Genomic DNA, 23,324 nt, shown 5'->3' with positions numbered 1-23,324 from the left:
CCCGGCACGAAAGAACCGTCCCCGCGTACCGGGTACGCGGGGACGGTTCCTTCGTGCCGTCGTCAGCTGGCGCGACCGTGGCAGACCTTGTACTTCTTGCCGGAGCCGCAGGGGCAGGGCGCGTTGCGGCCGACGCCGGCGAACGGGTCGGCGGTCGCGGTCTGCGTCCCCGACTTGGTCGCCTCGCCGGACTCGCTCGGCGCGGAGTAGGCCATCGGACGCGCTGCCTTCGGCTGCAGGCCCTTCGCCTTCAGGGTCGGGCGCCGGACCAGCGCCGGCTCCTCGGCCGCGGCGACGACGCGCTCCTCGAAGCCGTCCTTGCCGAGGTCGGGGACGTCGTCGTCGGGGCCGGACTCGAGCAGGGCCCCGGCGGTCACCGGCCGGCCGTTCGCACCCGGCACCAGGCCGACCTGCGGCGCCGGCTCCACCTGCACCTGCAGGTTGAACAGGTAGCCGACGACCTCCTCCGAGAATGCCTCCATCATGGCGTTGAACATGTCGCCGCCCTCGCGCTGGTACTCGACCAGCGGGTCGCGCTGCGCCATCGCGCGCAGGCCGATGCCCTCGCGCAGGTAGTCCATCTCGTAGAGGTGTTCGCGCCACTTGCGGTCGAGCACCGTGAGCAGCACCTGCCGCTCGAACTCCCGCATCGTCTCCTCGCCGAGGGCCTCGGTCCGGGCGTCGTACGCCTTCTGGGCGTCGGTCTGGAAGTCCTCGACGAGCTGTTCGACGGTCAGGTCCAGGCGGCCCTCGTAGTCGGCGATGTCGAGGGTGACCGGGTACAGCGTGCGCAGCTGCGTCCACAGCGCCTCGAGGTCCCAGTCCTCGACAAAGCCCTCGGTGAGCCCGCGCACGTACTGCTCGACCACCGTGTTGACGGTGTTGCGCAGCTGCTCCTCGACGTCGGTGCCCTCGAGCACGCGTCGCCGGTCCCCGTAGATCGCGTGCCGCTGGCGGTTCATCACGTCGTCGTACTTCAGGACGTTCTTGCGCATCTCGAAGTTCATAGCCTCGACCTGCTCCTGCGCCTGCTGCACGGACTTGGAGACCCGGCTGTTCTCGATCGGCTGGTCGTCGGGCACCTTCAGGGTCTGCAGGACCCAGTCGATGATGTCGGACTTGAACAGCCGCATCAGGTCGTCCTCGAGCGAGAGGTAGAACCGGCTCTCGCCCGGGTCGCCCTGACGGCCGGACCGGCCGCGCAGCTGGTTGTCGATGCGCCGCGACTCGTGCCGCTCGGAGCCGACCACGTAGAGGCCGCCCAGTTCGACGACCTCGTCGTGCTCGTCCGCGACCTGCTTCTCGATCGCCTCCAACGTCTCGGGCCACGCGGCCTCGTACTCGTCGGCGTGCTCGACCGGGTCGATGCCCTTGCCCTGCAGGACCTGGTCGGCGAGGAACTCGGGGTTGCCGCCGAGGATGATGTCGGTGCCACGGCCGGCCATGTTGGTGGCGACCGTCACCGCCCCCCTGCGTCCGGCCAGCGCGATGATGGACGCTTCCCGCGCGTGGTTCTTCGCGTTCAGCACCTCGTGCTTGACCCCGGACTGCTTGAGCAGCTTCGAGATGACCTCCGACTTCGCCACGCTGGCCGTGCCGATCAGGATCGGTTGGCCCGCCTCGTGGCGCTCGACGACGTCGCCGACGACGGCGGCGAACTTCGCCGCCTCCGTGCGGTAGATCAGGTCCGCGTTGTCCTTGCGGACCATCGGCTTGTTGGTGTCGATCGGCAGGACGCCCAGGCCGTAGATCTTCTGGAACTCCGATTCCTCGGTCTTCGCCGTGCCGGTCATGCCCGCGAGCTTGTCGTACATGCGGAAGTAGTTCTGCAGCGTGATCGTGGCGAGCGTCTGGTACTCGTCCTTGATCTCGACGTTCTCCTTGGCCTCCAGCGCCTGGTGCAGGCCCTCGTTGTAGCGGCGGCCGACCAGCGTGCGTCCGGTGTGCTCGTCGACGATGAGCACCTCGCCGTCCATGATCACGTAGTCCTTGTCCCGCTTGAACAACTCCTTCGCCTTGATGGCGTTGTTCAGGTAGGAGATCAGCGGCGTGTTCGCGGACTCGTACAGGTTCTCGATGCCCAGCCGGTCCTCGACGGCGGTGATGCCGGGCTCGAGGACGGAGACCGTGCGCTTCTTCTCGTCCACCTCGTAGTGGGTGTCGCGCTTGAGGCTGCGGACCAGCTTGGCGAACTCCGGGTACCACGAGGAGTTGTCCTCGGCCGGACCGGAGATGATCAGCGGCGTGCGGGCCTCGTCGACGAGGATCGAGTCGACCTCGTCGACGATCGCGTAGTGGTGGCCGCGCTGGACGCAGTCGGCCAGGCTCAGCGCCATGTTGTCGCGCAGGTAGTCGAAGCCGAACTCGTTGTTGGTGCCGTAGGTGATGTCACAGGCGTAGGCCTCGCGCCGTTCGGCCGGAGTCATCTGGGAAAGGATCGCGCCGACCTTCAGGCCGAGGAAGTGGTGGATGCGGCCCATCTGCTCGGACTGGAACTTCGCCAGGTAGTCGTTCACCGTGACGACGTGGACGCCCTTGCCGGACAGCGCGTTGAGGTAGGACGCGAGGACCGCGACGAGTGTCTTGCCCTCACCGGTCTTCATCTCGGCGATGTTGCACCAGTGGAGCGCGGCCGCGCCCTCGAGCTGGACGTCGAAGTGCCGCTTGCCGAGCACCCGACGGCTGGCCTCGCGGACGGTCGCGAACGCCTCGGGCATGAGCGAGTCCAGGCTCTCGCCGTTCTCGATCCGCTCCTTGAACTCCGCGGTCTGACCGCGCAGTTCGTCGTCCGACATGGCCTCGAAGTCCGGCTCGATCGAGTTCACCTGGGCGGAGACGACCTTCAGCTTCTTCAGCTGGCGGCCCTCGCCCATGTGCAGCATCTTGTCCAGTAGACCCACGTCTGTATCGCTTCCTGATCGCGCAGCAACGGCGTCGCGCGTCAGCGCAACGGCTTCCCCATCCTACGCGAGGGCCCCAGCCCCCGCGCGCAGGGCGACTCAGTCGGGCTCGGTCTCCCCCAGTTCGGAGTCCTCGATGTGCGTGGGGTCGAGGACGCGCTTGAGGAACACCTGCGTCCGCTTCTCGCTCGGGGCGGTGATCAACTCTGCGGACGGGCCTTCCTCGACGATCACGCCACCGTCCATGAAGATCGTCCGGTCGGACACGTCCCGGGCGAAGAGCATCTCGTGGGTGACCACGATCATCGTCATCCCGGCCTCGGCGAGGTCGCGCATGACGGCCAGCACGTCGCCGACCAGTTCGGGGTCGAGGGCGGCGGTCGGCTCGTCGAAGAGCATCACCTTCGGGTCCATCGACAACGCCCGGGCGATCGCGACCCGCTGCTGCTGGCCGCCGGAGAGCTTGGCCGGGTGGTAGGTCATCCGGTCGGACAGCCCGACGAGTTCGAGGTTCTTCTTCGCGATCTCGACGGCCTCGGCCTTCGAGCGCTTGAGCACCTGTCGCTGGGCGATCACGCAATTGCCGAGCGCGGTCATGTTCGGGAACAGGTTGAACGACTGGAACACCATGCCCACGTGGGTGCGGACCTGGTTGAGCTCGACGTCCGGGTTGGTCATCTCCGCGCCGAGCAGGGTGATCGAACCGCTGGTCGGTGCCTCGAGCAGGTTGATGCAGCGCAGCAGGGTCGACTTGCCCGAGCCGGACGGCCCGATCACGCAGACGACCTCGCCCTGCTGGACGGTCAGGTCGATGCCCTTGAGCACCTCGTTGTCGCCGAAGCTCTTGTGCAGGCCGTTGATCACCACCGGGGGCCGGGTGGAGTCCAGGTCCGGGAACAGGTTGGTGCTCATCGCTTGGGATCCAGCTTCTTCTCGAGCAGGCCGACCAGCCAGGTCAGCGGCAGGGTCACGACCAGGTAGGCGATGGCGGCCATGAACAGCGGCGTCGCGTTGGAGGTCGTGGCGAGGGCGTCGCGGGCGAAGGTCGTGAGCTCCTTGTCGAAGACGCCCATGCCCACGATGAACAGCAACGAGCTGTCCTTCAGCAGCATCACGAACTCGTTGGTCATCGGCGGGATGACGATGCGCATGGCCTGCGGCAGCACGACGAAGAACATGGTCTGGCCGGAGCCCATGCCGAGCGACCGCGCAGCCTCGAGCTGGCCCGGGGGGACGGCCTGGATGCCGGCACGGATGATCTCCGCCGCGTAGGCCCCGGTGACGAGGGTGAGGCCGAGGATGCCGGCCCCCACACCGCCGCCGGGGAGCTTGAACCCGAAGGCGATGGGAACCACGAACGCGGCGCTGAACAGGGTCAGGAGCGCAGGGATGCCGCGGAAGAACTCGATGAACACGATGGCGAACCAGCTGAGCGGCCCGCCCGCGACCTTCATCACGGCCAGCAGCACCGCGAGGACCGAACCGAGGATGAAGCTCGCGAAGGTGTACAGCAGGGTGTTCTTCAACGCGATCGTGACGATCGCGGGCCACATCTTGGCCGCGACCTCCGCGTTGAAGAACTGGTGGACGATCGTCGGCCAGTCCGCCATCACGACGACGCCGATGACGAACAGGATGCCGACGGCGTAGGACGCGAGCCGCCCCACGCGCTGCCTCACGGTGGGCCTCAGATACGGGAGGATGCTCAACTCACGTCCAATGGTCGTCGGGTGCGGGGGCCGGGACGGGCTGTCCCGACCCCCCGATGATCAGCCGAAGTACTTCTTGTACAGCGCGTCGTAGCTGCCGTCGGACTTCATCGCTGTCAGCTGGTCGTTGACCGCCTTCTGCAGCTCGAGCTTCTTGCCCTTGGCGTAGGCGAAGCCGTAGGACTCGTCGGTGTTGTAGGTCTCCACGATCTTGTAGCTGGGGTCGGCCACCTCGTGGGTGTGGTTCACCGGCTGGTCCTGCAGGATCGCGTCGATCTGGCCGGCCTGGATGGCGGGCCAGAGCTCGCCGTCGGAGGGGAAGTCCACGATCTCGGCCGTCGACGGGGCGTTCTTCGTCGCGTAGGACTTGCCGGTGGTGCCCTTCTGGACGCCGATCTTCTTGCCCGCCGTGCCGGCGAGGTTCGTGATGCCGGAGTCGGTCTTGACCAGCAGCGACTGCAGCGAGTCGTAGTACGGGTCGGAGAAGTCGAGGTTCTGCTTGCGCTCGTCGGTGATCGTCATCGCGGACGCGGCCAGGTCACACTGGTTGGCCACCAGCACCGTCCCGGACTGGAGGGCGTCGAAGTCGGAGTCGATCACCGCCAGCTTCAGGCCCAGCTTCGTGGCGATGGCGTCCATCAGGTCGATGTCGAACCCGCTGTAGCCGCTGGCGGTCGTGGCGTCCTCGACCTCGAACGGGGCGTAGGGGACGTCCGAGCACACCGTCAGGGTGCCGGCGGTGACGAGCTGGTAGTCGACCGCGGGTGCGGTCGAGGAGGCGGGCTCCGAGCTCGCCGGGGCCGCCGGGGTGCTGGACGTACAGGCGGTCAGGGCGAGAGCGAGGGCGGCCACGGAGGCCGCCAGGGTCATGGACTTCTTGACGAGCATGAGGCGGAACTACTTTCTCGAAGAGATCGGGCTTTCCCCCGGGAGTGCGGAACGAGCCGTGACGCTACCCACCCCGTGTGAAGGTGGCGTTACACTACCCCGCCCCGAGCGCGTCCACGATCACGATTTCACTACGAAATGACCTCCCCGGCGAGGACGCTGCTCCCCGAGGCGGCCCGCAGTGCTGTCGCGAGGTCGCCCCGGTCCTCCACGACGACGTCTGCCAGCCCCAGCCAGTCGGCCATCCGGCGCAGCTCGGCGCCGAGCCGGGCAGCCGTTTCGGCCTCCGGCGCCCCTTCCTCCCGCCACGCCGACTGGACGAGGAGCGCCCCCGCCCTGCGGTCGGCCTTCAGGTCGACCCTGGCGGCGACCCGCTCGTCCATCACGAACGGGTACACGTAGTAGCCGTGCACCCGATCGGCCTTCGGGGTGTAGAGGCCGATCCGGTAGTGGGTGCCGAACACCTCCAGGAGCCGCTTGCGGTCGAACACCAGCGGGTCGAACGGGGCGACGAGGGCGTCCACGTGCACGCGCCGAGGACGCGCGGCCTCCGCCCACAGGTAGGCCGGCGCCGACCAACCGCGGACGCCGACCTGCTCGACCTCGCCGGAGGCGACCATGCGCTCGAGGACGACGGCCGTCTGCGAACGGTCGTTGTAGAAGTACTCGGCGAGCCAAGCGGGAGTGAAGACGCCCAGCGCGGCCGCCGCGCGGCGGGCGAGCGCCAGCCGCGCCTCGTCCTCGGGTGGGGTGGGCGTGGCGAGGACCGCCTTCGGCAGCACCCGCTCGGGCAGGTCGTAGCGGCGCTCGAACTGGCTGTTGCGCCCCGCGCTGGTCAGCTCGCCGGTGTAGAACAGCCATTCCAGGGCCGACTTCACCGACGACCAGTTCCACCAGCTCCCCGGCGTCCGCTGCTCGTCGTGCTCGACCTGCCGCGCCGTGAGCGGGCCGCGCTCGGCGATCTGGCCCCTCACCTTGTCCAGCAGGTGGGGTTGCTCGTCGAGGATCCGGCTCATCGCCTGCCAGGGCCGGTCCCGGTGCGCGTCCGCTCGCCAGCGCAGCACGGGCTGGAGGCCGACGTCGAGCAGGCAGGCGGCGTGCCCCCAGAACTCGTACACCCGCCGCGGCGCGCTGTTGCCGGCGCGGTCGAGGAGCGCGCGGTCGTACGGGCCGAGCCGCGTGAACAGCGGCATGTAGTGCGCGCGCACGCACACGTTGACGGAGTCGATCTGCAGCTGGCCGAGCCGGTTCACCACGCCCTGCAGGTGCCGCGTCCCGGGCTCACCCTGCGGCCGGCGTCCCAGCCCCTGCGCGGTCAGCATGATCCGCCGGGCCTGGCCAGCGGTGAGTTCTGCGGTCACGGCGCGAGCCTAGCGACGCCCACCGACACCCAGCCCACCACAAGGTGGACGCAGCCCCGTCCACCACAAGGTGGACGCTACTGCGGCGAACTCGCGACAAAGCGTCCACCTAGACGTGGAACGCAGCCCCGTCCACCACAAGGTGGACGCTTCTGCGGCGAACTCGCGACAAAGCGTCCACCTTGCGCCCGAACCCTCGATCACGAACCGCTGCGCCAACACGGAGATCCCGGGTCAAGCCCGGGATGACAGCACCCGACCACCGCGCCGCCGTCCACCACAAGGTGGACGCTTCTGCGGCGAACTCGCGACAAAGCGTCCACCTAGACGCGGCACGCAGCCCCGTCCACCACAAGGTGGACGCTACTGCGGCGAACTCGCGACAAAGCGTCCACCTTGCGGCCGGCACGAAACCGACTGCAGCGGTCGGATCAGGCCGTGGCCTCCTCCGGGGTGTCCACGTTGAGGTGGATGACGCCGTAGTCGTAGGCCCGGCGGCGATAGACCGCGCTGGGGGCGCCGGTCTCCGCATCCACGTAGAGGAAGAAGTCGTGTCCGACCAGCTCCATCTCGTCCAGCGCCTGCGCGAGGGTGAGCGGGACGGCGTCGAAGTTCTTCTCCCGCACGACCAGGGGGCCGTCGCCCTGCACCTCGAGGCCGGCGATCTTGCGGATCTCCGGACGCACGTCCTCGCCCTCGGGGGTGAGGCCCTCGACCACGTCGACGACGCTGCCGGAGTTGCGCAGCCCGCGGTGGGTCTTGCGGCGGTCGGACGCGCGCCGCAGCTGCGACTTGAGCCGGTCGAGCGCGTGGTCGAAGGCGACCGTCTTGTCGTCCGCCGAGGCCTCCGCCCGCACCACCGGTCCGCGGCTGCGCAGCGTGATCTCCACCCGGGTCGACTGGTCGGGCTGTCGCTTGTAGCCGTAGGCGGAGACCTGCACCTCCACCCGCATCACCCGGTCCTTCAGCTTCTCGATCGAGGCCATCTTGTCCTCGACGCGAGCGCGGAAATCGTCAGGGATCTGGCAGTGCCGGCCAGTAACCAGGACGTCCATGTCTACCTCCTCGGTCGGTGCTGCAAACCGCGCGCGGCTTGCCCAAACAGCAAAGGCACCCGCCCCGCTCCCAGTCCGCGAGGACCGGTTACTGGCCTTGGTGCCATAGCCCCAACGTAGTCGGGGGGCCCCCGGTTTTCCAGCGGTTCGCCCTGTGTTCTTCCTGTGCCTGCCCGACGCACCGCAACCAGCCTGTAACACGCCCTAACCGGCCCGTAACACCGGATGAATCAGGACGTAACAGGCCTCGGCCACCCTTTTCGCCATGATGTTGGAAATCAGCGCAGGCGACACCGCCTGGGTCCTGACAGCTGCCGCTCTCGTGCTGCTGATGACCCCCGGTCTCGCGTTCTTCTACGGCGGCATGGTCAGGGCCAAGAGCGTCCTGAACATGATGATGATGAGTTTCATCAGCATGGGCACCATCGGTGTGCTCTGGGTCCTGTTCGGCTACAGCATGTCCTTCGGTGACTCGTTCGGCTTCGAAGCCGCAGCCACCAGGGACGGCGGCCCGACCTTCATCGGTCTCCTCGGCAACCCGTTCCAGTACGCGGGGTTGCAGGGCCTGATGAGTCCGGACGCCGCCGCCGGCACCCTCCCCGCCCTCGCGTTCGTCGCCTTCCAGGCCTGCTTCGCGATCATCGCGGTGGCCCTGGTCTCCGGCGCGATCGCCGACCGGGCGTCCTTCGGCGGGTGGACCCTGTTCACGATCCTGTGGGGCATCCTGGTGTACTTCCCGGTCGCCGGCTGGGTGTTCTCCTTCGACGGCTTCACCGGCACCCACGGTGGCTGGATCGCCAACTGGCTCGGCGTGATCGACTTCGCCGGTGGCACCGCGATCCACATCAACGCGGGCATCTCCGGCCTCGCCCTCGCCCTCGTCCTCGGCCCGCGGATCGGCTTCGGCACCAAGCCGATGCGTCCCCACAACATGACGCTCGTCATGCTCGGCGCCGGCCTGCTGTGGTTCGGCTGGTTCGGCTTCAACGCCGGCTCCGCGCTGAGCGCGGGCACCACGGCCTCCGTGGCCTGGGTGAACACGATGGTCGCCACCGCGGCCGCCATGCTCGCCTGGCTGCTGGTGGAGAAGCTCCGTGACGGTCACCCGACCTCGCTGGGTGCCGCTTCCGGTGTCGTGGCCGGTCTGGTCGCGATCACCCCTGCCGCCGGCTCGGTGAGCCCGGTCGGTGCGATCTTCGTCGGCGGCATCGCCAGCGCCCTGTGCGCCTACGCCGTGGGCCTGAAGTACAAGCTGGGCTACGACGACTCGCTCGACGTGGTCGGCGTCCACTTCGTCGGTGGCATGGCGGGCACCCTGCTGATCGGCTTCTTCGCCGATCCGTCCAGCCCGGCGGGCAAGGCCGGCCTGTTCTACGGCGGCGGTGTCGACCAGCTCTGGCGCCAGGCCGTCGGCGCGATCGCCGTGGCGATCTACGCCTTCGTGCTCAGCTACCTGATCGCCCTGCTGATCAAGAAGACCATCGGCTGGCGGATCAGCGCGGCCGACGAGCTGTCGGGCATCGACCTGGCCGAGCACTCCGAGGCCGGCTACGACCTCAGCCCGGTCTACTACACCAACAAGGTGCAGCGCACGCTCGTGCTCACCAAGGACGACCTCGACGAGGCCGCGACGAAGACGGGAGCTTCCAAGTGAAACTGGTTACCGCGATCATCCAGCCCGAAATGCTGGAGACCGTGCAGAAGGCGCTGGTGCGCCACGGTGTGGGCGGCATGACCATCAGCGAGGTGTCCGGCTACGGGCGCCAGCGGGGTCACGTCGAGGTCTACCGCGGCGAGGAGTACACCATCGACTTCATCACCAAGGTCCGGCTCGAGGTCCTGGTCGAGGACGAGGAGGCGGAGGCGCTCACCGGCGTCATCGTCCAGGCGGCCCGCACCGGGCAGGTCGGGGACGGCAAGGTGTGGATCGTTCCGGTCGACACCGTCGTCCGGGTCCGCACCGGTGAGAGCGGCAGCACGGCCGTCTGACCCGGTCCCAACATCATCACCCCAGGGGGCGCCCGGTCTCACCGGGCGCCCCTTCTCACGCCCGTACGCGGCGTGGCGGCGACCGTCGCCGCACCGGCCGGCAGGGCTCCCGCGAGGGCGCACGCCCGGACCGCCTCGGCAAGGGTCGCGCCCGTCGTCACGATGTCGTCCACCACGACCAGGCGTCCCTGCGGGGGACTCCGCGCCACGAACGCCCCGGCCAGGTTGGCCAGGCGCTCTCCTCTGCCGAGCCCGGACTGGTCCGCGGGACGCCGGAGGATCCGCAGGCCCGGCCAGACCCGCACCCCCAGCCCCGCCGCCCTCAGCCGGGTGCCCGCCACCCGCGCGAGGGCGAGGGTGAGGTCGAGCCCACGCTCGGCGACGTGCGCCGCGACGGTGGGCACGGGGACGAGCACCACCGGCTCCGCCGTCCCCCCGGCCAACACCGCAGCGGCGGCCGCCGCGGCCAGCCGCTCACCGAGGACGGGAACGAGGCCGAGCGCTCCGCGCTCCTTCGCCGCGAGGAGGAGCCGCCGCAGGCTGTCCTCGTAGTTGCCCGCGGCGAACACGTCGGGAAGACCGGGCGGCAGCAACGGGACGACGAACGGACGCACCCCTCGCACGCGTCGGACGCAGCCCACGCAAGGGCCGGGGCCCGGTCGCCCGCAGCCCGCGCAGCAGGCGCCGAGCACCAGCTCGGCTGCCGAACCCACCACGTCCGCGACGCGCACACCGACATCCTCGGCAGCGACGAGGCGAACCGGTCATCCGTCCACAGGGTCAGCCCGACCAGGCCACCGCATCCACAGAGGCGATGGCGAGGTTCCAGTTGAACTCGCCGTCGCGGCGGTAGACGTTGCCGGTGGGGCTCAGCGCGGCCACCGGGCGCTGGGGCACCACGGCGAGCTGGCTGAGCGTGAGGTTCTCGCTCGGGCCGATGTCGGTGGAGCTCGCCCCGTCCTGGCTCACCCGGAACACGTTGGTGCCCTCGTCGCTGGCCTGCAGCACCACCAGCTCGGTCGCGGTGACCCAACCGACGTCGATCGCCGTGCCGGAGCTGCCGGTGACGACCGAGAGGTCCAGAGGTCTCCAGCCGCTGACCGTGACCTCGCCGTCCCCGCGCTCCACCGTGGCCAGGCCGAGCCGGGTCTGGCTGCCGTCGGCGAGGATCAGCGCCACCCTGGTGCCGTCCGGGGACAGCGAGAGTGCCCGCACCTTGAGGGTGGGGACGGGCTCGGCGCCCAGCGTGACCTTGAGCCGCTGCTCGCCCTTGAACACCTGCAGCGACGCCACGCCGGCTTCGGCGGGCGACCACAGTTCGCCGTCCCTGGCATAGTCCGGACGCAGCAGGCCCGCGCCCGTGCGGAGCAGGGTCACCTTGTCGGAGTCGGTCCGTGCCACCTGGAGCCGCGTCGCGGACTGGGAGGTGGCGGCCACCTCGCTGAGGTCGGCGTTCACCGCCACCTGCTCGGGATGGGCCAGCGACGCCGACACCTCTGCGAGGTCGTCCCAGTCGGTCATGTCCTTCAGCCGCTGCACCTTGCGGTCCTTGACCACGAAGAGGGTCCGTGGCGACGAGGCCGCGACGGGGGCGAGCCCCGCGAAGGAGTCCGTGCGCACCACCGACTGGCCGGCGTCGTCGCGCCAGGCCTCCCCGTCGGCGGTGACCTGGACCGTGCTGACCTGGCTGAACCCGGACAGCGTGTAGGTCAGCTCCGCCAGCAGCGTGCGCTTCTCGTCGCTCGTCAGCCGGCCGGTGTCGCCGCCGAGTTCGACCTCCGCCATGCCCGTGGAGTCGACCTCGACCGCGTCGACGGTGAGCCCCTTGGTCTCCGTCTTCCGGACGGCAGGGGCGAGCCAGGCCCCCGGCCCGGCCAGCTGCGCGTTCACGGCGGCCTCCAGTGCCTGGTCGCCGGCGGCGAAGAACCGGGGCTCGGGCACCAGGACCGAGCCGGCCGGGTCCGTGAAGTGGAGGGTCACTGCCACGAATCCCGTCGTGAACGCGTACCGGGAGACGAGCAGGCCGGCGGGAGGGCTGGAGATCCGCCACTGGCCGGCGCTGTTCTTGACCAGCCCGAAGTCCTGGCGCAGCGGCGGCGCGTCGTTGCCGACGGGTGTGTAGGTGCCGGCCGCGTCCACCTTGCCCGTGACCCGCGCCGACAGCACGACCGACTGCTCGGTCTCCGTCGGCGGGGAGCCGTCGGCGTACACCTGCACCCCGGACTCGGGGTCCCAGGTCGCACTCGCCGCCTCGGTGAGGTACTGCCTGGCCACCCGGTAGTCGGGCTGGTAGGTGCCCATCGCGTGCAGGAAGCCCTCCACGACCAGCAGCTGGCTCGCCCCGTCCGCCGGGGGCAGCGGGTCGACCTGGACGCCCGAGTTCACCCCGCTGGCCTGCGGGGTGTGGTGGGCGACGTCACCGCTGGTGGGGACGGTGGCGCAACCGCTGAGCACGACGAGGGCACACGCCAGCGCTGCCGCACCACCGCGGCGCGGGCGGGGTCGGCTACCGGACGGCGACACGGGTCATGTCCTTCACATCAGGGGGGACGACCGGCCACGGCGAGCCGTGCAACTCCTCGCCCGCCCTGCGGGGCAGGGTGAGCCGGAACTGGGCACCGAGCCCGGGCCGCCCCCAGGCGTTCAGCCAGCCGCCGTGCAGCCGGGCGTCCTCGAGCGAGATCGACAGGCCGAGCCCGGTCCCTCCGACCCGGCGGCCACGGGACGGGTCGGCACGCCAGAACCGGTTGAACACCTGCCCCGCCTCGGCGGCGGAGAACCCCACGCCGTGGTCGCGGACGGCGATCGCGACCGCCTGGTCGTCGCTGCGCAGGTGGACGGTGATCGGCCGTCCCTCGCCGTGCTCGATGGCGTTCGTGACCAGGTTCCTCAGGATCCGGCGGATCCGGCGTCCGTCGACCTCGGCCACGCACCGACCGTCCGCGTCGAGCGAGATCACGCTGCCCGTGCCCTCCGCGAGCCGCTGCAGGGAGTTGACCTCGTCGCCGGCGAGGGCGACCAGGTCGACGTCGTCGAGAGCCAATTCGGCGGCCCCGGCGTCGAACCGGGAGATCTCCAGCAGTTCGGTGAGCAGGCCCTCGAAGCGGTCGAGCTCGGCCGACAGCAACTCACTGGACCGCCGGGACGCCGCGTCGAAGTCGGCGCGGTGCGCGTGCAGCACCTCGGCGGCCATCCGGATCGTCGTCATCGGCGTCCGCAGCTCGTGGGACACGTCGGACACGAAGCGCTGCTGGACCAGCGACAGGTTCTGGAGCTGGGTGATCTTCTTGTCCAGCTCCTCGGCCATGTGGTTCATCGACCGGGCCAGCGCGGCGAGGTCGTCGGTGCCGACCACGTCCATCCGGTCCTCCAGGTGGCCCGCGGCGAGGCTCTCCGCGGCCAGGCGGGCGGCCCGCACCGGGCGGAGCACCTGGAGGGCGATCAGGTAGACGGTGGCGCTCAGCCCGACCAGCACGAACACACCGGTGGCCAGCGTGGCCTGCTGGACGACGGCGAGCGTGCGCTGCTCCTGGCTGGTCGAGAACAGGAAGAAGATCGGGTAGGGGTCCTCCCCGGGGGCGTCGAGGTTGGCCGCGACGACCAGGCCCGGCTCGTCCTCGCGCTGGTCGGTGAACCGGATCAGGGTGGGCGTGCTCCACAGCCCGTCGCCGTCGCCGTTGGCGACGGCCTGCCGGATGCTGTCCGGGATGCTGTCGGCGGCGAGCCCCGCCGTGCCGATCTGCGAGATCGGGGTCTCCACCACGACGAAGTACTGGCTGCCCGCCTGGCCACGGCTGGCCGCCTCCCTGGCGAGCCTGCTGATCTGCTCGCTGGCCGACGTGGTCCGGAAGTCGGTCGTGGACAGGGTGGTCTGCATGCCGGCGACCACGGCGGACGCCTCGGCCACGCTCGCCTGCGTCTTACCGTCCATGATGCCCCGGCTGGACTGGTCCATCAGGAACCAGCCCGTGGAGACGAGGATCACGATCGCGGCCGCGATCGTGCTCAGCACGACCCGGAAGGGCAACGATCGTGCCCACAGCCGGAACGGCCCGAACCGGGCGATCCCCCGCATCAGGCCGACTTGGGCTCACCGGCCCGGTAGCCGACGCCCCGGACGGTGACGATGATCTCCGGACGCTCCGGGTCCTTCTCCACCTTCGAGCGCAGCCGCTGCACGTGGACGTTCACCAGGCGGGTGTCGCTCGCGTGGCGGTAGCCCCACACCTCCTCCAGCAGCACCTCGCGGGTGAAGGCCTGCCGCGGCCGCCGAGCCAGCGCCAGCAGCAGGTCGAACTCCAGGGGGGTGAGGGTGATCTCCTCCTCGCCGCGACGCACGGTGTGCTCGTTGACCCGGATCACCAGGTCACCGATCCGCAGGTTCTCGACGTCGGGCTCCGGGGTGACGTGGCGCCGCAGCCTGGTCTTGATCCGGGCGATCAGTTCCTGGGTCTTGAACGGCTTCGCCACGTAGTCGTCGGCGCCGGCCGACAGGCCGTCCACCACGTCGATCGTGTCGCTCTTGGCCGTCAGCATGACGATCGGGACGCCGGAGGTGGCGCGGATGTCGCGACACACGTCGACGCCGTCCCTCCCGGGCAGCATCAGGTCGAGCAGGACCAGGTCGGGCCGGTAGTCGCGAAAGGCGTCCAGGGCGGACGCCCCGTCGTGGCACAGTCGCGCGTCGAACCCCTCTGAACCCAGCACGATGTGGAGCATCTCGGCAAGGGCCTCGTCGTCGTCGACCACCAGGATCCGCGGTGCGGAAGCCCGGGGAGCCTCACTCACCTTGTCGCCCTCCCTTGGTCGTCGGTGCTGAAGATACTAGTCGGGCACCGGGAGGCGCACCGGCCGACCGCGCACTCCGGGGCGGCGGAATCAGTTGAGGTCGGCGGACGCCGTCCAGGTCGACAGCAGGGCCAGCTCCCCGCCCTGCCGGCGCAGTACCCGTCGCCACAGGGTGGCCGGGTCCGGGTCGAACACGTCCCCGGCCTGCGCGGTCACCACGTGCCACATCTCGAACTCGAGCTCCTGCTCCAGCTGGCCCGCGTCCCAGCCCGCGTAGCCGGCGAACACCCGCAGGTGCCGGTAGGTGCCCTCGGCGATCTCCACGGGGGTGTCGAGGTTCAGCAGGCCGACGCGGTCGAACACCGGACGCCAGCCGGGCGGCTCCTCGTTCTGGGCCCACGGTTCGGCCAGGCACACCGCTCCCTGCTGGGACACCGGCCCGCCGTCGAACAGGGCCCGCGGTTCGCTGACGAGGTCCGACCAGGCCGGCAGCGCACCGGACAGGTCGATGTCGGTGGTCCGGTTGAGGACGACGCCGAGGGTGCCGGACTCGTCCGCGTCCAGCAGCAGGACCACCGTGCCGTCGAAGACGCCGTCGGTGATCGAGATCCCGGCGACCAGAAGGTCCCCCACCCCGAAGCTCTGCATCACACCTCCGGGTCCAGTCTGGCATCTCCGCGGCGGTCGGCACCGGCGTTGTCCGGGTGCGTCCGGGCCCGGGCGCACAAAGGCCCCGCACCGAACCGCGCGAGCGGCTCCGTGCGGGGCCCGACCGCCGCAGGGCGGCGATCCGTGACTCCCCGGGACCGAGGTCCCGGCAGGGGTGGAGGTGGCGGGAGTCGAACCCGCGTCCTCGAGCGGCGAACCAGACATTCTCCGGGCGCAGCTGACCAGGCGTTCTGCTCGGCTCTCACCCTCGCGTCAGCACGTGGTGAACAAGCCCAGTTCCATGAATGTCCCCTCCTGACCCTGGAACGAGGTCAGGAAGGTGAGCCTTCTAGATGAGGCCAGGATCCGGACGGAAGGCGCGTCCGGGCTGACCCTTCGTTAGCTGATCAGGCAGCCAGAGCGAAGTCAGTGCGCTGTGTATTGGCACTTATTGGTTTCCGGGAGTCGTTAACGAGATGTCCCCGGATCCTCGGCCCGCTTCTCCTGGAACTACCGTCCCAAGTCGAAACCAGTCACCCCCAAGTGGGTCAACGCTGTTCAATTGTTGCCGGACGGATGCCCGCCCAGCCTCACAATCATACACGACAGGCGGGGCGACCGGCTCGGGTAGGGTGCGGCGCATGGAGAAACCGTTCGTCGACCCGCCCGAGGGTCCCGCACCGACCGACCTGGAGATCGTCGACATCGAGGAGGGCACCGGCCCCGAGGCCGCCCCCGGCAGGACCGTCGCCGTGCACTACGTGGGCGTCGCCTTCTCCTCCGGCGAGGAGTTCGACTCGAGCTACGACCGCGGCCAGCCCCTGGTCTTCCCGCTCGGCGCGCGTCGCGTGATCACCGGCTGGGACAACGGGCTGGTCGGCATGAAGGTCGGCGGACGCCGCCGCCTCGTCATCCCGCCGCACCTGGCCTACGGGGACCGTGGCGCCGGCGGCGTGATCGGCCCGGGCGAGACCCTGATCTTCGTCTGTGACCTCGTCGGCGTGAAGTAGCCGCGGCGTCCCACCCGTCCCACCGGGGACCCGTCCCCCACACACGCTCCCGAAACTCGCAGACGCTCCCGGAACTTCGGGAGCGTCTGTGCCTTTCGGGAGCGTTTGTCTTCCAGCCGGGGTCGCGGAGCTACCAGCTGCCGCCGCCTCCGCCGCCGCCACCGCCGCCGGAGAAGCCGCCGCCACCCCCGAAGCCACCGCCGCCACCGAACGCCGAGCCGCCACTGCCGAAGCCGGACTCGCCGAAGGACGGTGCCGGGGTGGCGATGGACGTCGCCACCGAACTGTCGAACGTGTTCAGCTGCCACGCGAAGCTGTTCAGGTTCCAGCTGGTCCCGTAGTACCAGGCCGGGGGCACGTCGGGGATCCGGCCGAGCTCGACGAGCCGCTGGCACACCTGCGTCCACCGCTCGGTGAGGTCGTACATGATGGCCCACGGCAGGTAGCGGCTGAAGATGTCCTCGCCCTCCTCGAACCGCAACTGCTCGGCCTCCGCGGTGGCGATGTAGGTGCGGAACCCTTCGACCTGGTCGGTCAGCGCGCGCCCGTAGGCGGTGCGCTGGCCGCGCCGGAGCCTTCGTTGCAGCACGTAGGACGTGATCGCGATCGAGATCAGCAGCGGGAGCGCGATCAGCAGCCAACTGCCGAGGAACGCGCTGCCGACGATCCCGACGGTGAGCACAGGGAACAGCAGGCCGCCGATCCCGCAGCCCAGGCCGCCGGACGCGCCGGGCAACCTGGCGAACCACTGCTCCTGAGTGGCGCGGGCCAGCACCGCCCGCTGCACGCGCTCGTGCGCGTCCGACAGCGTCCCCGGCTCGCCGAGGTCGACCACCTTGCCGGGACGGCTGCCCGCAGGGAACAGTTCGGCGAGGACCAGGGCACTCGTCGCGTCCGGCGCCCGGGACGGGTCGACCAGCCGGACCTGCTGGGTGTCGTCGCTGCGCAGCTGGATCGCTCCGGCCACCGCGAGGCTGACCAGTGCTGCGGTGGTGTCCCGCACCTGCGTCTCACCATCGATCAGCAGCCCGGCCTCCGCCACCCCGAGGCGGGGCGGCGCGAAGGAGACCGGGATCTCGATCCGCGGGTCCGAGAGCACCTCCGCCACCTGCTGGCCGCGGGCGGGGAAGCTCCCCGGGGGCAGTCCGTCCCAGCGGTAGTCGCGGGTTCGGCGGCGCGAGTACCACCAGCCGATGAACGGGACGAGGGCGGCGCCGGCGACCGAACCTCCGAATGCCCACGCGGCCTGGCGCTGCGCCGCCGTCTCGGCGTTCTCGACCTGGATGGGCGTGTTGTGGGTGACCAGGCCGGGCCCGATCTTCACCGACACGGTCATCACCTCGCCGCTCGGGATGTCGGACGCGGCGAACTGCGCGACCCCGTTGCTGACCGTGTCCTTCGCGCAGGCGCCGGTCTGCCCCGGCAGCGCGACGGAGCAGAACACGTCCGTCGCCCCGCCGGGGACGGTGATCTGCGCGGTGGCCTTCGTGATGGTCGGCATGGAGGCGCCGGTGACGTCCCAGTAGAGCTCGTCGTAGCTCCCGGACGTGCGGACCAGGCCCAGCACGCGGTAGGACAGCACGTAGGTGGCGGTGCTGGCGGAGACCGTGCGATCGGAGGACCCGACGCGGATCCGGAGGTAGGTGTTGCGTCCACTGCCCTGGTCGGACGTGTCCAGCTCGGTCGACACCCCTGGCGTCGGACTGGTGACCTGCACCTGGTCGATCTCGTAGACGACGTCGTGGGTCTTGTCGTCGGGCTCGCGGGTGATCAACGTCCGTTCGAGCCCGTGGCGCCCCGAGGACGACCCGAACCGCAGCACGATCGTCTCGCTGACGTGCACGTAGCCATCGGCGTCGAGGGTGGCGACCACGTCGAAGGAGTCGAAGACGTCCGCCGACGCCGCGTGGGCGGTCGGCGCAGCGCCGACCAGGATCCAGCCGGTGAGGAGCAGGGCGGCGAGCGCTGCCAGCCATCGGCCGGGCGCCCGCCGGCTCATCGCTCGCCCCGGTTCCGGGCGGCCAGCTCCCGCCGGGCCTCGCGGTCGGCGTCCCTGGCCGCTATGGTCTGCCGCTTGTCCCAGTCCTTCTTGCCGGACGCGATCGCGATCTCGACCTTGGCGTACCCGTCGGAGAAGTAGATCGCCAGCGGCACGATGGTCTTGCCGGACGCGGTCGTCTCCCGCTCGAGCTTGGCGATCTCCTTGCGGTGCAGCAGCAGCTTCCGGTTCCTGCGGGTGGCGTGGTTCTTCCACGTGCCGAAGGCGTACTCGGGGATGTGGGCGTTGCGCAGCCACACCTCGCCGTCGTCGACGGTGGCGAACGCGTCCGCCAGGGACGCGCGTCCGGCCCGCAGCGACTTCACCTCCGTGCCGGTGAGCACCATCCCGGCCTCGAACCGGTCGTGGATGTGGTAGTCGTGGTGCGCCTTGCGGTTCTGCGCCACCATGATCCGGCCCTGTGGTCGTGGCATGACGGCTCCTCTCCCCCGCGACTCACCCGTCGGGCCAGCCTACCAAGCGACGGATCCCCGCCGAGCGGGAGCGAGCGTCCCCGAATCAGAGGTAGTTCATCGGGTTCACGCGCACGCCGTTGCGATAGATCTGCAGGTGCAGGTGGCAGCCGGTGCTCAGGCCCGTGGTGCCGACGTAGCCGACGATCTGGCCCTGTTTCACGTGCTGCCCCGCGTGCACGATGATCTTCGACTGGTGGGCGTAGCCGCTGACCAGCTGCGCACCCTTCATGTGCCCGTAGCTGATCAGGGTGAAGTTGCCGAAGCCGTAGGTGGTCCAGCCGGCCGAGATGACCCTCCCGTTCGCCATCGCCCGGATCGGCGCACCGCAGGCCGCCCCGAAGTCGGTGCCCCAGTGCATCCGCCAGTAGTGCAGGATCGGGTGCAGCCGCATCCCGAAGCCCGAGCCGGCCGGGGCATTCACCGGCTTGATGAAGCCGCCGCGGTTGACGATGTCGTAGCTGTCCCTGCGCAGCCTGGCCGTGATCCTGGCCTCCTGCTTCTCCAGCTTCCGGTACTGCGCCCTGCTCGACTCGAGCTCGTCGGTCGCCTTCGCCTTGAGCGCGCGGTTCTCGACGACCAGGTCCGCCAGGTCGGCCTTCCGGGACGCGGCCTCGGCGGTGAGCCTCTTCACCTCCGCGACCTGCGCGGCGCTCGCCTGCTTGCGGTCGGTCAGGGTCGCCTCGGCGTCCGCCCGCGCGGCGCGGGCGGTCTCCAGCCCGGCCTGCAACTCACTGAGTCGGTCGAGGCGTGCGGTGGAGGTGTCGAAGATCGTGTTCGCCCACTGCACGCGGTCGGCCAGCTCGGACGCGGAGTCCGTGCCGAGCACCACGGTCATGCCCTGCAGGTCGGTGTGCTGCTGGTAGGCCGTGCGCACCGCCACGCCGACCAGCGCCCGCTGCTGGTCCACGTCCGCCTGCGCGTGGACGACCGCTGCCGCCGCGGTGTCGAAGGCCGCCTGGGCGACCGTGAGGTCGGCGGCGACCGCCGCGTCCTTCTCCTGCGCGGTCGCCAGCTTGTCCTGCACGTAGGCCAGCTCCGACCTCGCCCTGGCCAGGGCGGACTCGGAGTCCTTCAGCCGTTCCGCGGCCGTCCGGACCGCCTTGGTGTCCGACGACACGTCCTTCTTCGCCTGGACCAGCGCCTTGCGCACCTTGTCCCTGGCGTCCTTGAGGTCCTCGGCGCCGGCCGTCGGGCTCAGCCCGAAGACCAGGGCCAGCAGCAGTGCTGCGACCGTCGTTGTCCTGACAGTGTTCACCAGCGGGCCGAGGCGGCTACCCCGGGGTCCGCGTGCGGTGGGGGAAGACACCTGCACGAGTTGCCCCAATCGGTTCTTGTCTGGTCAGACCCGGAGGAACCTCCGGGTCGCGATCAATGTAGGAATGATAGAAAGAACGACGGCCAGGATCGCGAGCCACGCCATGGCCCACCCCACATTCCCCCAGTCGATCCACCGGATCGTCTGGATCTCCGCCTCGGCACGGCCGACCACGACGAACTGCTGGACGGCCGCCAGGGTGAGGCAGGCCATCACCGCGCCACCGACAGCCGCGATCAGCGACTCCAGCAGGAAGGGCAGCATGATGTACCAGTTGGACGCGCCGACCAGCCGCATGATGCCGATCTCCCTGCGCCGGGAGTAGGCGGCCAGCCGGATGGTGTTGCCGATCTGGAGGGCCGCGGCGAGCAGCAGCAGCACGCTGAGCCCCACCGTCGCCCACCGGGCGAGGTTCAGCCAGGCGAACATCGGGTCGAGGATCTTGCGCAGGTCCTGCACCTGTTCCACACCGGGCATGCCGCTCACCGCGGAGACCACGCCCTGGTACTCCTCCGGGTCCTTCAGCTTCACCCGGAACGAGTCCTGCATCATGTCGACGGTGGTCGACTGCAGGATCGGGTCGTTGTCGGCGTAGTACTCGCGGAACTGCTGGTAGGCCTGCTCCTTGGTCTCGTAGAAGACCTCGGCGACCTCCGGGTTGCTCTTCAGCGTCTGCTCGATGTCGCTGCGCTGGGCGTCCGTGGCGCCCTCGCCCTCGACACAGTTGCCACCGCGGGAGTCCGCGACGCACAGGAACACGCTGATCTCTACCCTGTCGTACCAGTCGTCCTTCAGCCGCTCCACCTGCTGGGCGACCAGGAGGCCGGCGCCGAACAGGGTGAGCGACACCCACATGGTCACGATCACGGCCAGGGTCATGGACGCGTTGCGTCGCAGCCCCGACCAGGCCTCGCTGAAGGTGTGCCTCACCGGGTCACCCCCGTCCGGCCGTCCCGTCGTCGCTGTTCACTGATAGCCATAAACGCCCTTGCTCTGGTCGCGGACGACCTCGCCGCCGGCGAGTTCGATCACGCGCTTGCGCATCTGGTCCACGATGTTCGCGTCGTGGGTGGCCATGATCACGGTGGTGTCCGACCGGTTGATCCGGTCGAGCAGTTTCATGATGCCGATGCTCGTGTTGGGGTCGAGGTTGCCGGTGGGCTCGTCGGCGATGAGGATCGCGGGACGGTTCACGAAGGCGCGCGCGATCGCGACCCGCTGCTGCTCGCCGCCGGACAGCTCCTCGGGGAGCCGGTCGCCCTTGCCGCCGAGGCCCACCAGTTCGAGGGTCTCGGGGACGACCTTGCGGATGAACGACGTGGGCTTGCCGATCACCTGGAGCGCGAACCCCACGTTCTCGTTGACGGTCTTGCCCGGCAGCAACCGGAAGTCCTGGAACACGGTGCCGATCTGGCGTCGCAGCGCGGGCACCTTCCAGCTGTGCAGCCGGCTCAGGTCCTTCCCCGCGACGTGGATGTGCCCGGACGAGGGCAGGTACTCCCGCAGGATCAGGCGCAGGAAGGTGGACTTCCCGGAGCCGGACTCACCGACGAGGAAGGCGAACTCGCCCTTGGCGATCTCCACGGTGACGTTCTTCAGCGCGGGACGCGTCTGGCCGTCGTAGGTCTTGGAGACGTCTTCGAATCTGATCACAGTTGCTCACACCGACCGGGTAGGCAGTGGGGACATTTCCTCAACGATGGCTGAGGCCGGTCTCAGGGGGAGTTTAGGCGAACCCCCGGGCGTCACCGCCGCCATCCCCCGGCGTGTCAACGGTCCCCCTGCTGACGACGCCAGCGCACGCCGGCGTCGATGAAGCCGTCGATGTCGCCGTCGAAGACCGCGTCCGGGTTGCCCACCTCGAAGTCCGTGCGCAGGTCCTTGACCATCTGGTACGGGTGCAGGACGTACGAGCGCATCTGGGAGCCCCAGGAGTTCCCGCCCTCGCCCTTCAGCTCGCGCATCTCGGCCTCCTTCTCGGCCCGCGCACGCTCCAGCAGCCGTGACTGCAGGACCCGCAGGGCTGCAGCCTTGTTCTGCAGCTGGGACTTCTCGTTCTGGCAGGACACGACCAGGCCGGTCGGGAGGTGGGTGATCCGGACGGCCGAGTCGGTGGTGTTCACGCTCTGGCCGCCGGGGCCGGAGCTGCGGAACACGTCCACCCGGATGTCCTGCTCCGGAATGTCGATGTGGTCGGTCTCCTCCGTCACGGGGAGCACGTCGATGCCGGCGAAGGACGTCTGGCGGCGGCCCTGGTTGTCGAAGGGAGAGATCCGGACCAGCCGGTGCGTCCCCTGCTCGACCGAGAGCATCCCGTAGGCGAACGGCTCCCGCACCGTGAAGGTGGCCGACTTGATGCCTGCCTCCTCCGCGTAGGAGGTGTCGTAGACCTCGGTGGAGTAGCCGTGGCGCTCCGCCCAGCGCAGGTACATGCGCAGCAGCATCGCGGCGAAGTCGGCGGCGTCCACGCCCCCGGCCTCCGAGCGGACGGTCACGAGGGCGTCGCGCTGGTCGTACTCGCCGGAGAGCAGCGTGCGGATCTCGAGCGCCTCGATGTCGCCCGCCAGCGCCTTGTACTCCTTCTGCGCCTCGGCCAGTGTCCCGGGATCGTCCTCCTCCACGGCGAGTTCGATCAGGACGCCGAGGTCGTCGACGCGGCCGCGCAGCGCGGCGACGCGGTCCACCTCTGCCTGGAGGCGGGAGAGCCGTGAGGTCACGCGCTGCGCGTTCTCCTGGTCGTTCCACAGGTCGGGGGCCGCGGCCTGCTCCTGGAGTTCCGCGATCTCGGCGCGCTTCGATGCGGGGTCGATCACGGCCTCGATGGAGGTCAGGGTCCGGTCGAGGACGGCCAGGTCGGCCTGGAGGTCTGCGGCAGTCACGAGGGACAACTCTACGCCACCGCGTACGCGCCGCCCGGACCGGCTTCCCGACGTCGGTGTCCCCTTCCCGGGTGACATTCCCGAGCGCATTTCTGGCGGATATCCGGAAACGTCCACCCTCGCCCGACCGACCGTGTCCCCACTAGGAGTGACCGGGGTTTGTCACCATTCCGGGGGACCCTGAGAAATCCCCGAAAAATGGCTGGGCAAACTACTTGCACGACGGCGGTGGACCTGAATAAAGTTCTGAACGAGGCAAGCGGTTCCC

20 protein-coding genes and 1 other RNA gene are annotated in these 23,324 nt (G+C 69.7%); 3 read left to right on the top strand and 18 right to left on the bottom strand.

Annotated elements, in window-relative coordinates:
* Window positions 1-62: 62 nt before the first annotated feature.
* From secA to hpf, 6 genes are all read right to left on the bottom strand, one after another.
* On the bottom strand, window positions 63-2,891 hold the full coding sequence (secA, locus tag QM779_RS03410; RefSeq protein ID WP_428533049.1) for a preprotein translocase subunit SecA: 2,829 nt from the start codon (window positions 2,889-2,891) through the stop codon (window positions 63-65).
* Between the two features lie 108 nt (window positions 2,892-2,999).
* Window positions 3,000-3,812 (bottom strand): amino acid ABC transporter ATP-binding protein, encoded by an 813-nt coding sequence (locus QM779_RS03405; protein ID WP_428531611.1) that lies wholly within the window; start codon window positions 3,810-3,812, stop codon window positions 3,000-3,002.
* A complete protein-coding gene (locus QM779_RS03400) occupies window positions 3,809-4,579 on the bottom strand; it encodes an amino acid ABC transporter permease (RefSeq protein WP_428531608.1) in 771 nt (256 codons plus the stop codon). Before QM779_RS03400 ends, QM779_RS03405 begins: the two co-directional genes overlap by 4 nt.
* A gap of 90 nt (window positions 4,580-4,669) precedes the next feature.
* Window positions 4,670-5,497 (bottom strand): transporter substrate-binding domain-containing protein, encoded by an 828-nt coding sequence (locus QM779_RS03395; RefSeq protein ID WP_428531605.1) that lies wholly within the window; start codon window positions 5,495-5,497, stop codon window positions 4,670-4,672.
* 131 nt (window positions 5,498-5,628) lie between these two features.
* Window positions 5,629-6,858, bottom strand: coding sequence for a winged helix-turn-helix domain-containing protein (locus QM779_RS03390; RefSeq protein WP_428531602.1), 1,230 nt, complete (start codon window positions 6,856-6,858; stop codon window positions 5,629-5,631).
* A gap of 431 nt (window positions 6,859-7,289) precedes the next feature.
* Window positions 7,290-7,913, bottom strand: a complete 624-nt coding sequence (hpf, locus tag QM779_RS03385; protein ID WP_428531599.1) for a ribosome hibernation-promoting factor, HPF/YfiA family — start codon at window positions 7,911-7,913, stop codon at window positions 7,290-7,292.
* A gap of 268 nt (window positions 7,914-8,181) precedes the next feature.
* Between hpf and QM779_RS03380 the strand changes: the two genes are divergently transcribed.
* Together QM779_RS03380 and QM779_RS03375 are read left to right on the top strand one after the other, a co-directional pair.
* A complete protein-coding gene (locus tag QM779_RS03380) occupies window positions 8,182-9,567 on the top strand; it encodes an ammonium transporter (protein ID WP_428533046.1) in 1,386 nt (461 codons plus the stop codon).
* A complete protein-coding gene (locus QM779_RS03375) occupies window positions 9,564-9,902 on the top strand; it encodes a P-II family nitrogen regulator (protein ID WP_428531596.1) in 339 nt (112 codons plus the stop codon). Before QM779_RS03380 ends, QM779_RS03375 begins: the two co-directional genes overlap by 4 nt.
* A gap of 38 nt (window positions 9,903-9,940) precedes the next feature.
* Here QM779_RS03375 and QM779_RS03370 read toward each other — a convergent pair whose 3' ends face one another.
* The 6 genes from QM779_RS03370 to ssrA form a co-directional block, all read right to left on the bottom strand.
* Window positions 9,941-10,633 (bottom strand): ComF family protein, encoded by a 693-nt coding sequence (locus QM779_RS03370; RefSeq protein ID WP_428531593.1) that lies wholly within the window; start codon window positions 10,631-10,633, stop codon window positions 9,941-9,943.
* Window positions 10,634-10,682: 49 nt separating this feature from the next.
* Window positions 10,683-12,425: a GerMN domain-containing protein gene (locus QM779_RS03365; protein ID WP_428531590.1), complete on the bottom strand. Its 1,743-nt coding sequence runs from the start codon at window positions 12,423-12,425 to the stop codon at window positions 10,683-10,685.
* Window positions 12,409-13,977 carry an MtrAB system histidine kinase MtrB gene (mtrB, locus tag QM779_RS03360; RefSeq protein WP_428531587.1) on the bottom strand — a complete coding sequence of 523 codons (1,569 nt, stop codon included), beginning with the start codon at window positions 13,975-13,977 and terminating at the stop codon, window positions 12,409-12,411. Before mtrB ends, QM779_RS03365 begins: the two co-directional genes overlap by 17 nt.
* Entirely contained in the window at window positions 13,977-14,690 is a 714-nt protein-coding gene (gene mtrA / locus QM779_RS03355; protein ID WP_428531584.1) for an MtrAB system response regulator MtrA, read from the bottom strand. Before mtrA ends, mtrB begins: the two co-directional genes overlap by 1 nt.
* A gap of 90 nt (window positions 14,691-14,780) precedes the next feature.
* The gene (locus QM779_RS03350; protein ID WP_428531581.1) at window positions 14,781-15,338 is read right to left on the bottom strand and encodes a YqgE/AlgH family protein; all 558 of its coding nucleotides are present in this window, start codon (window positions 15,336-15,338) and stop codon (window positions 14,781-14,783) included.
* Between the two features lie 173 nt (window positions 15,339-15,511).
* Window positions 15,512-15,879: a transfer-messenger RNA gene (ssrA, locus tag QM779_RS03345) on the bottom strand.
* A gap of 100 nt (window positions 15,880-15,979) precedes the next feature.
* Here ssrA and QM779_RS03340 point away from each other — a divergent pair.
* Complete coding sequence (locus QM779_RS03340) at window positions 15,980-16,348, top strand: FKBP-type peptidyl-prolyl cis-trans isomerase (protein WP_428531578.1); 369 nt, start codon at window positions 15,980-15,982, stop codon at window positions 16,346-16,348.
* 130 nt (window positions 16,349-16,478) lie between these two features.
* On the opposite strand, the gene QM779_RS03335 is transcribed toward QM779_RS03340, so the two are convergent.
* From QM779_RS03335 to prfB, 6 genes are all read right to left on the bottom strand, one after another.
* Window positions 16,479-18,347 carry a DUF2207 domain-containing protein gene (locus tag QM779_RS03335; protein WP_428531575.1) on the bottom strand — a complete coding sequence of 623 codons (1,869 nt, stop codon included), beginning with the start codon at window positions 18,345-18,347 and terminating at the stop codon, window positions 16,479-16,481.
* Window positions 18,344-18,820 (bottom strand): SsrA-binding protein SmpB, encoded by a 477-nt coding sequence (smpB, locus tag QM779_RS03330; RefSeq protein ID WP_428531572.1) that lies wholly within the window; start codon window positions 18,818-18,820, stop codon window positions 18,344-18,346. The genes QM779_RS03335 and smpB overlap by 4 nt, the downstream gene beginning before the upstream one ends.
* 85 nt (window positions 18,821-18,905) lie before the next feature.
* Window positions 18,906-20,117, bottom strand: coding sequence for a peptidoglycan DD-metalloendopeptidase family protein (locus QM779_RS03325; RefSeq protein WP_428531569.1), 1,212 nt, complete (start codon window positions 20,115-20,117; stop codon window positions 18,906-18,908).
* 84 nt (window positions 20,118-20,201) lie between these two features.
* On the bottom strand, window positions 20,202-21,107 hold the full coding sequence (ftsX, locus tag QM779_RS03320) for a permease-like cell division protein FtsX (RefSeq protein ID WP_428531566.1): 906 nt from the start codon (window positions 21,105-21,107) through the stop codon (window positions 20,202-20,204).
* Window positions 21,108-21,143: 36 nt separating this feature from the next.
* Window positions 21,144-21,830 (bottom strand): cell division ATP-binding protein FtsE, encoded by a 687-nt coding sequence (gene ftsE, locus QM779_RS03315; RefSeq protein WP_428531563.1) that lies wholly within the window; start codon window positions 21,828-21,830, stop codon window positions 21,144-21,146.
* 116 nt (window positions 21,831-21,946) lie between these two features.
* Complete coding sequence (prfB, locus tag QM779_RS03310) at window positions 21,947-23,056, bottom strand: peptide chain release factor 2 (RefSeq protein ID WP_428531560.1); 1,110 nt, start codon at window positions 23,054-23,056, stop codon at window positions 21,947-21,949.
* Window positions 23,057-23,324 lie beyond the last annotated feature (268 nt).

The sequence above is a fragment of the Propionicimonas sp. genome (genome assembly GCF_049840635.1).
Taxonomy (GTDB): domain Bacteria; phylum Actinomycetota; class Actinomycetes; order Propionibacteriales; family Propionibacteriaceae; genus Propionicimonas.
The sequence above is the reverse complement of the archived record's forward strand: the minus strand, read 5'-3'. Positions and strand labels throughout refer to the sequence as shown.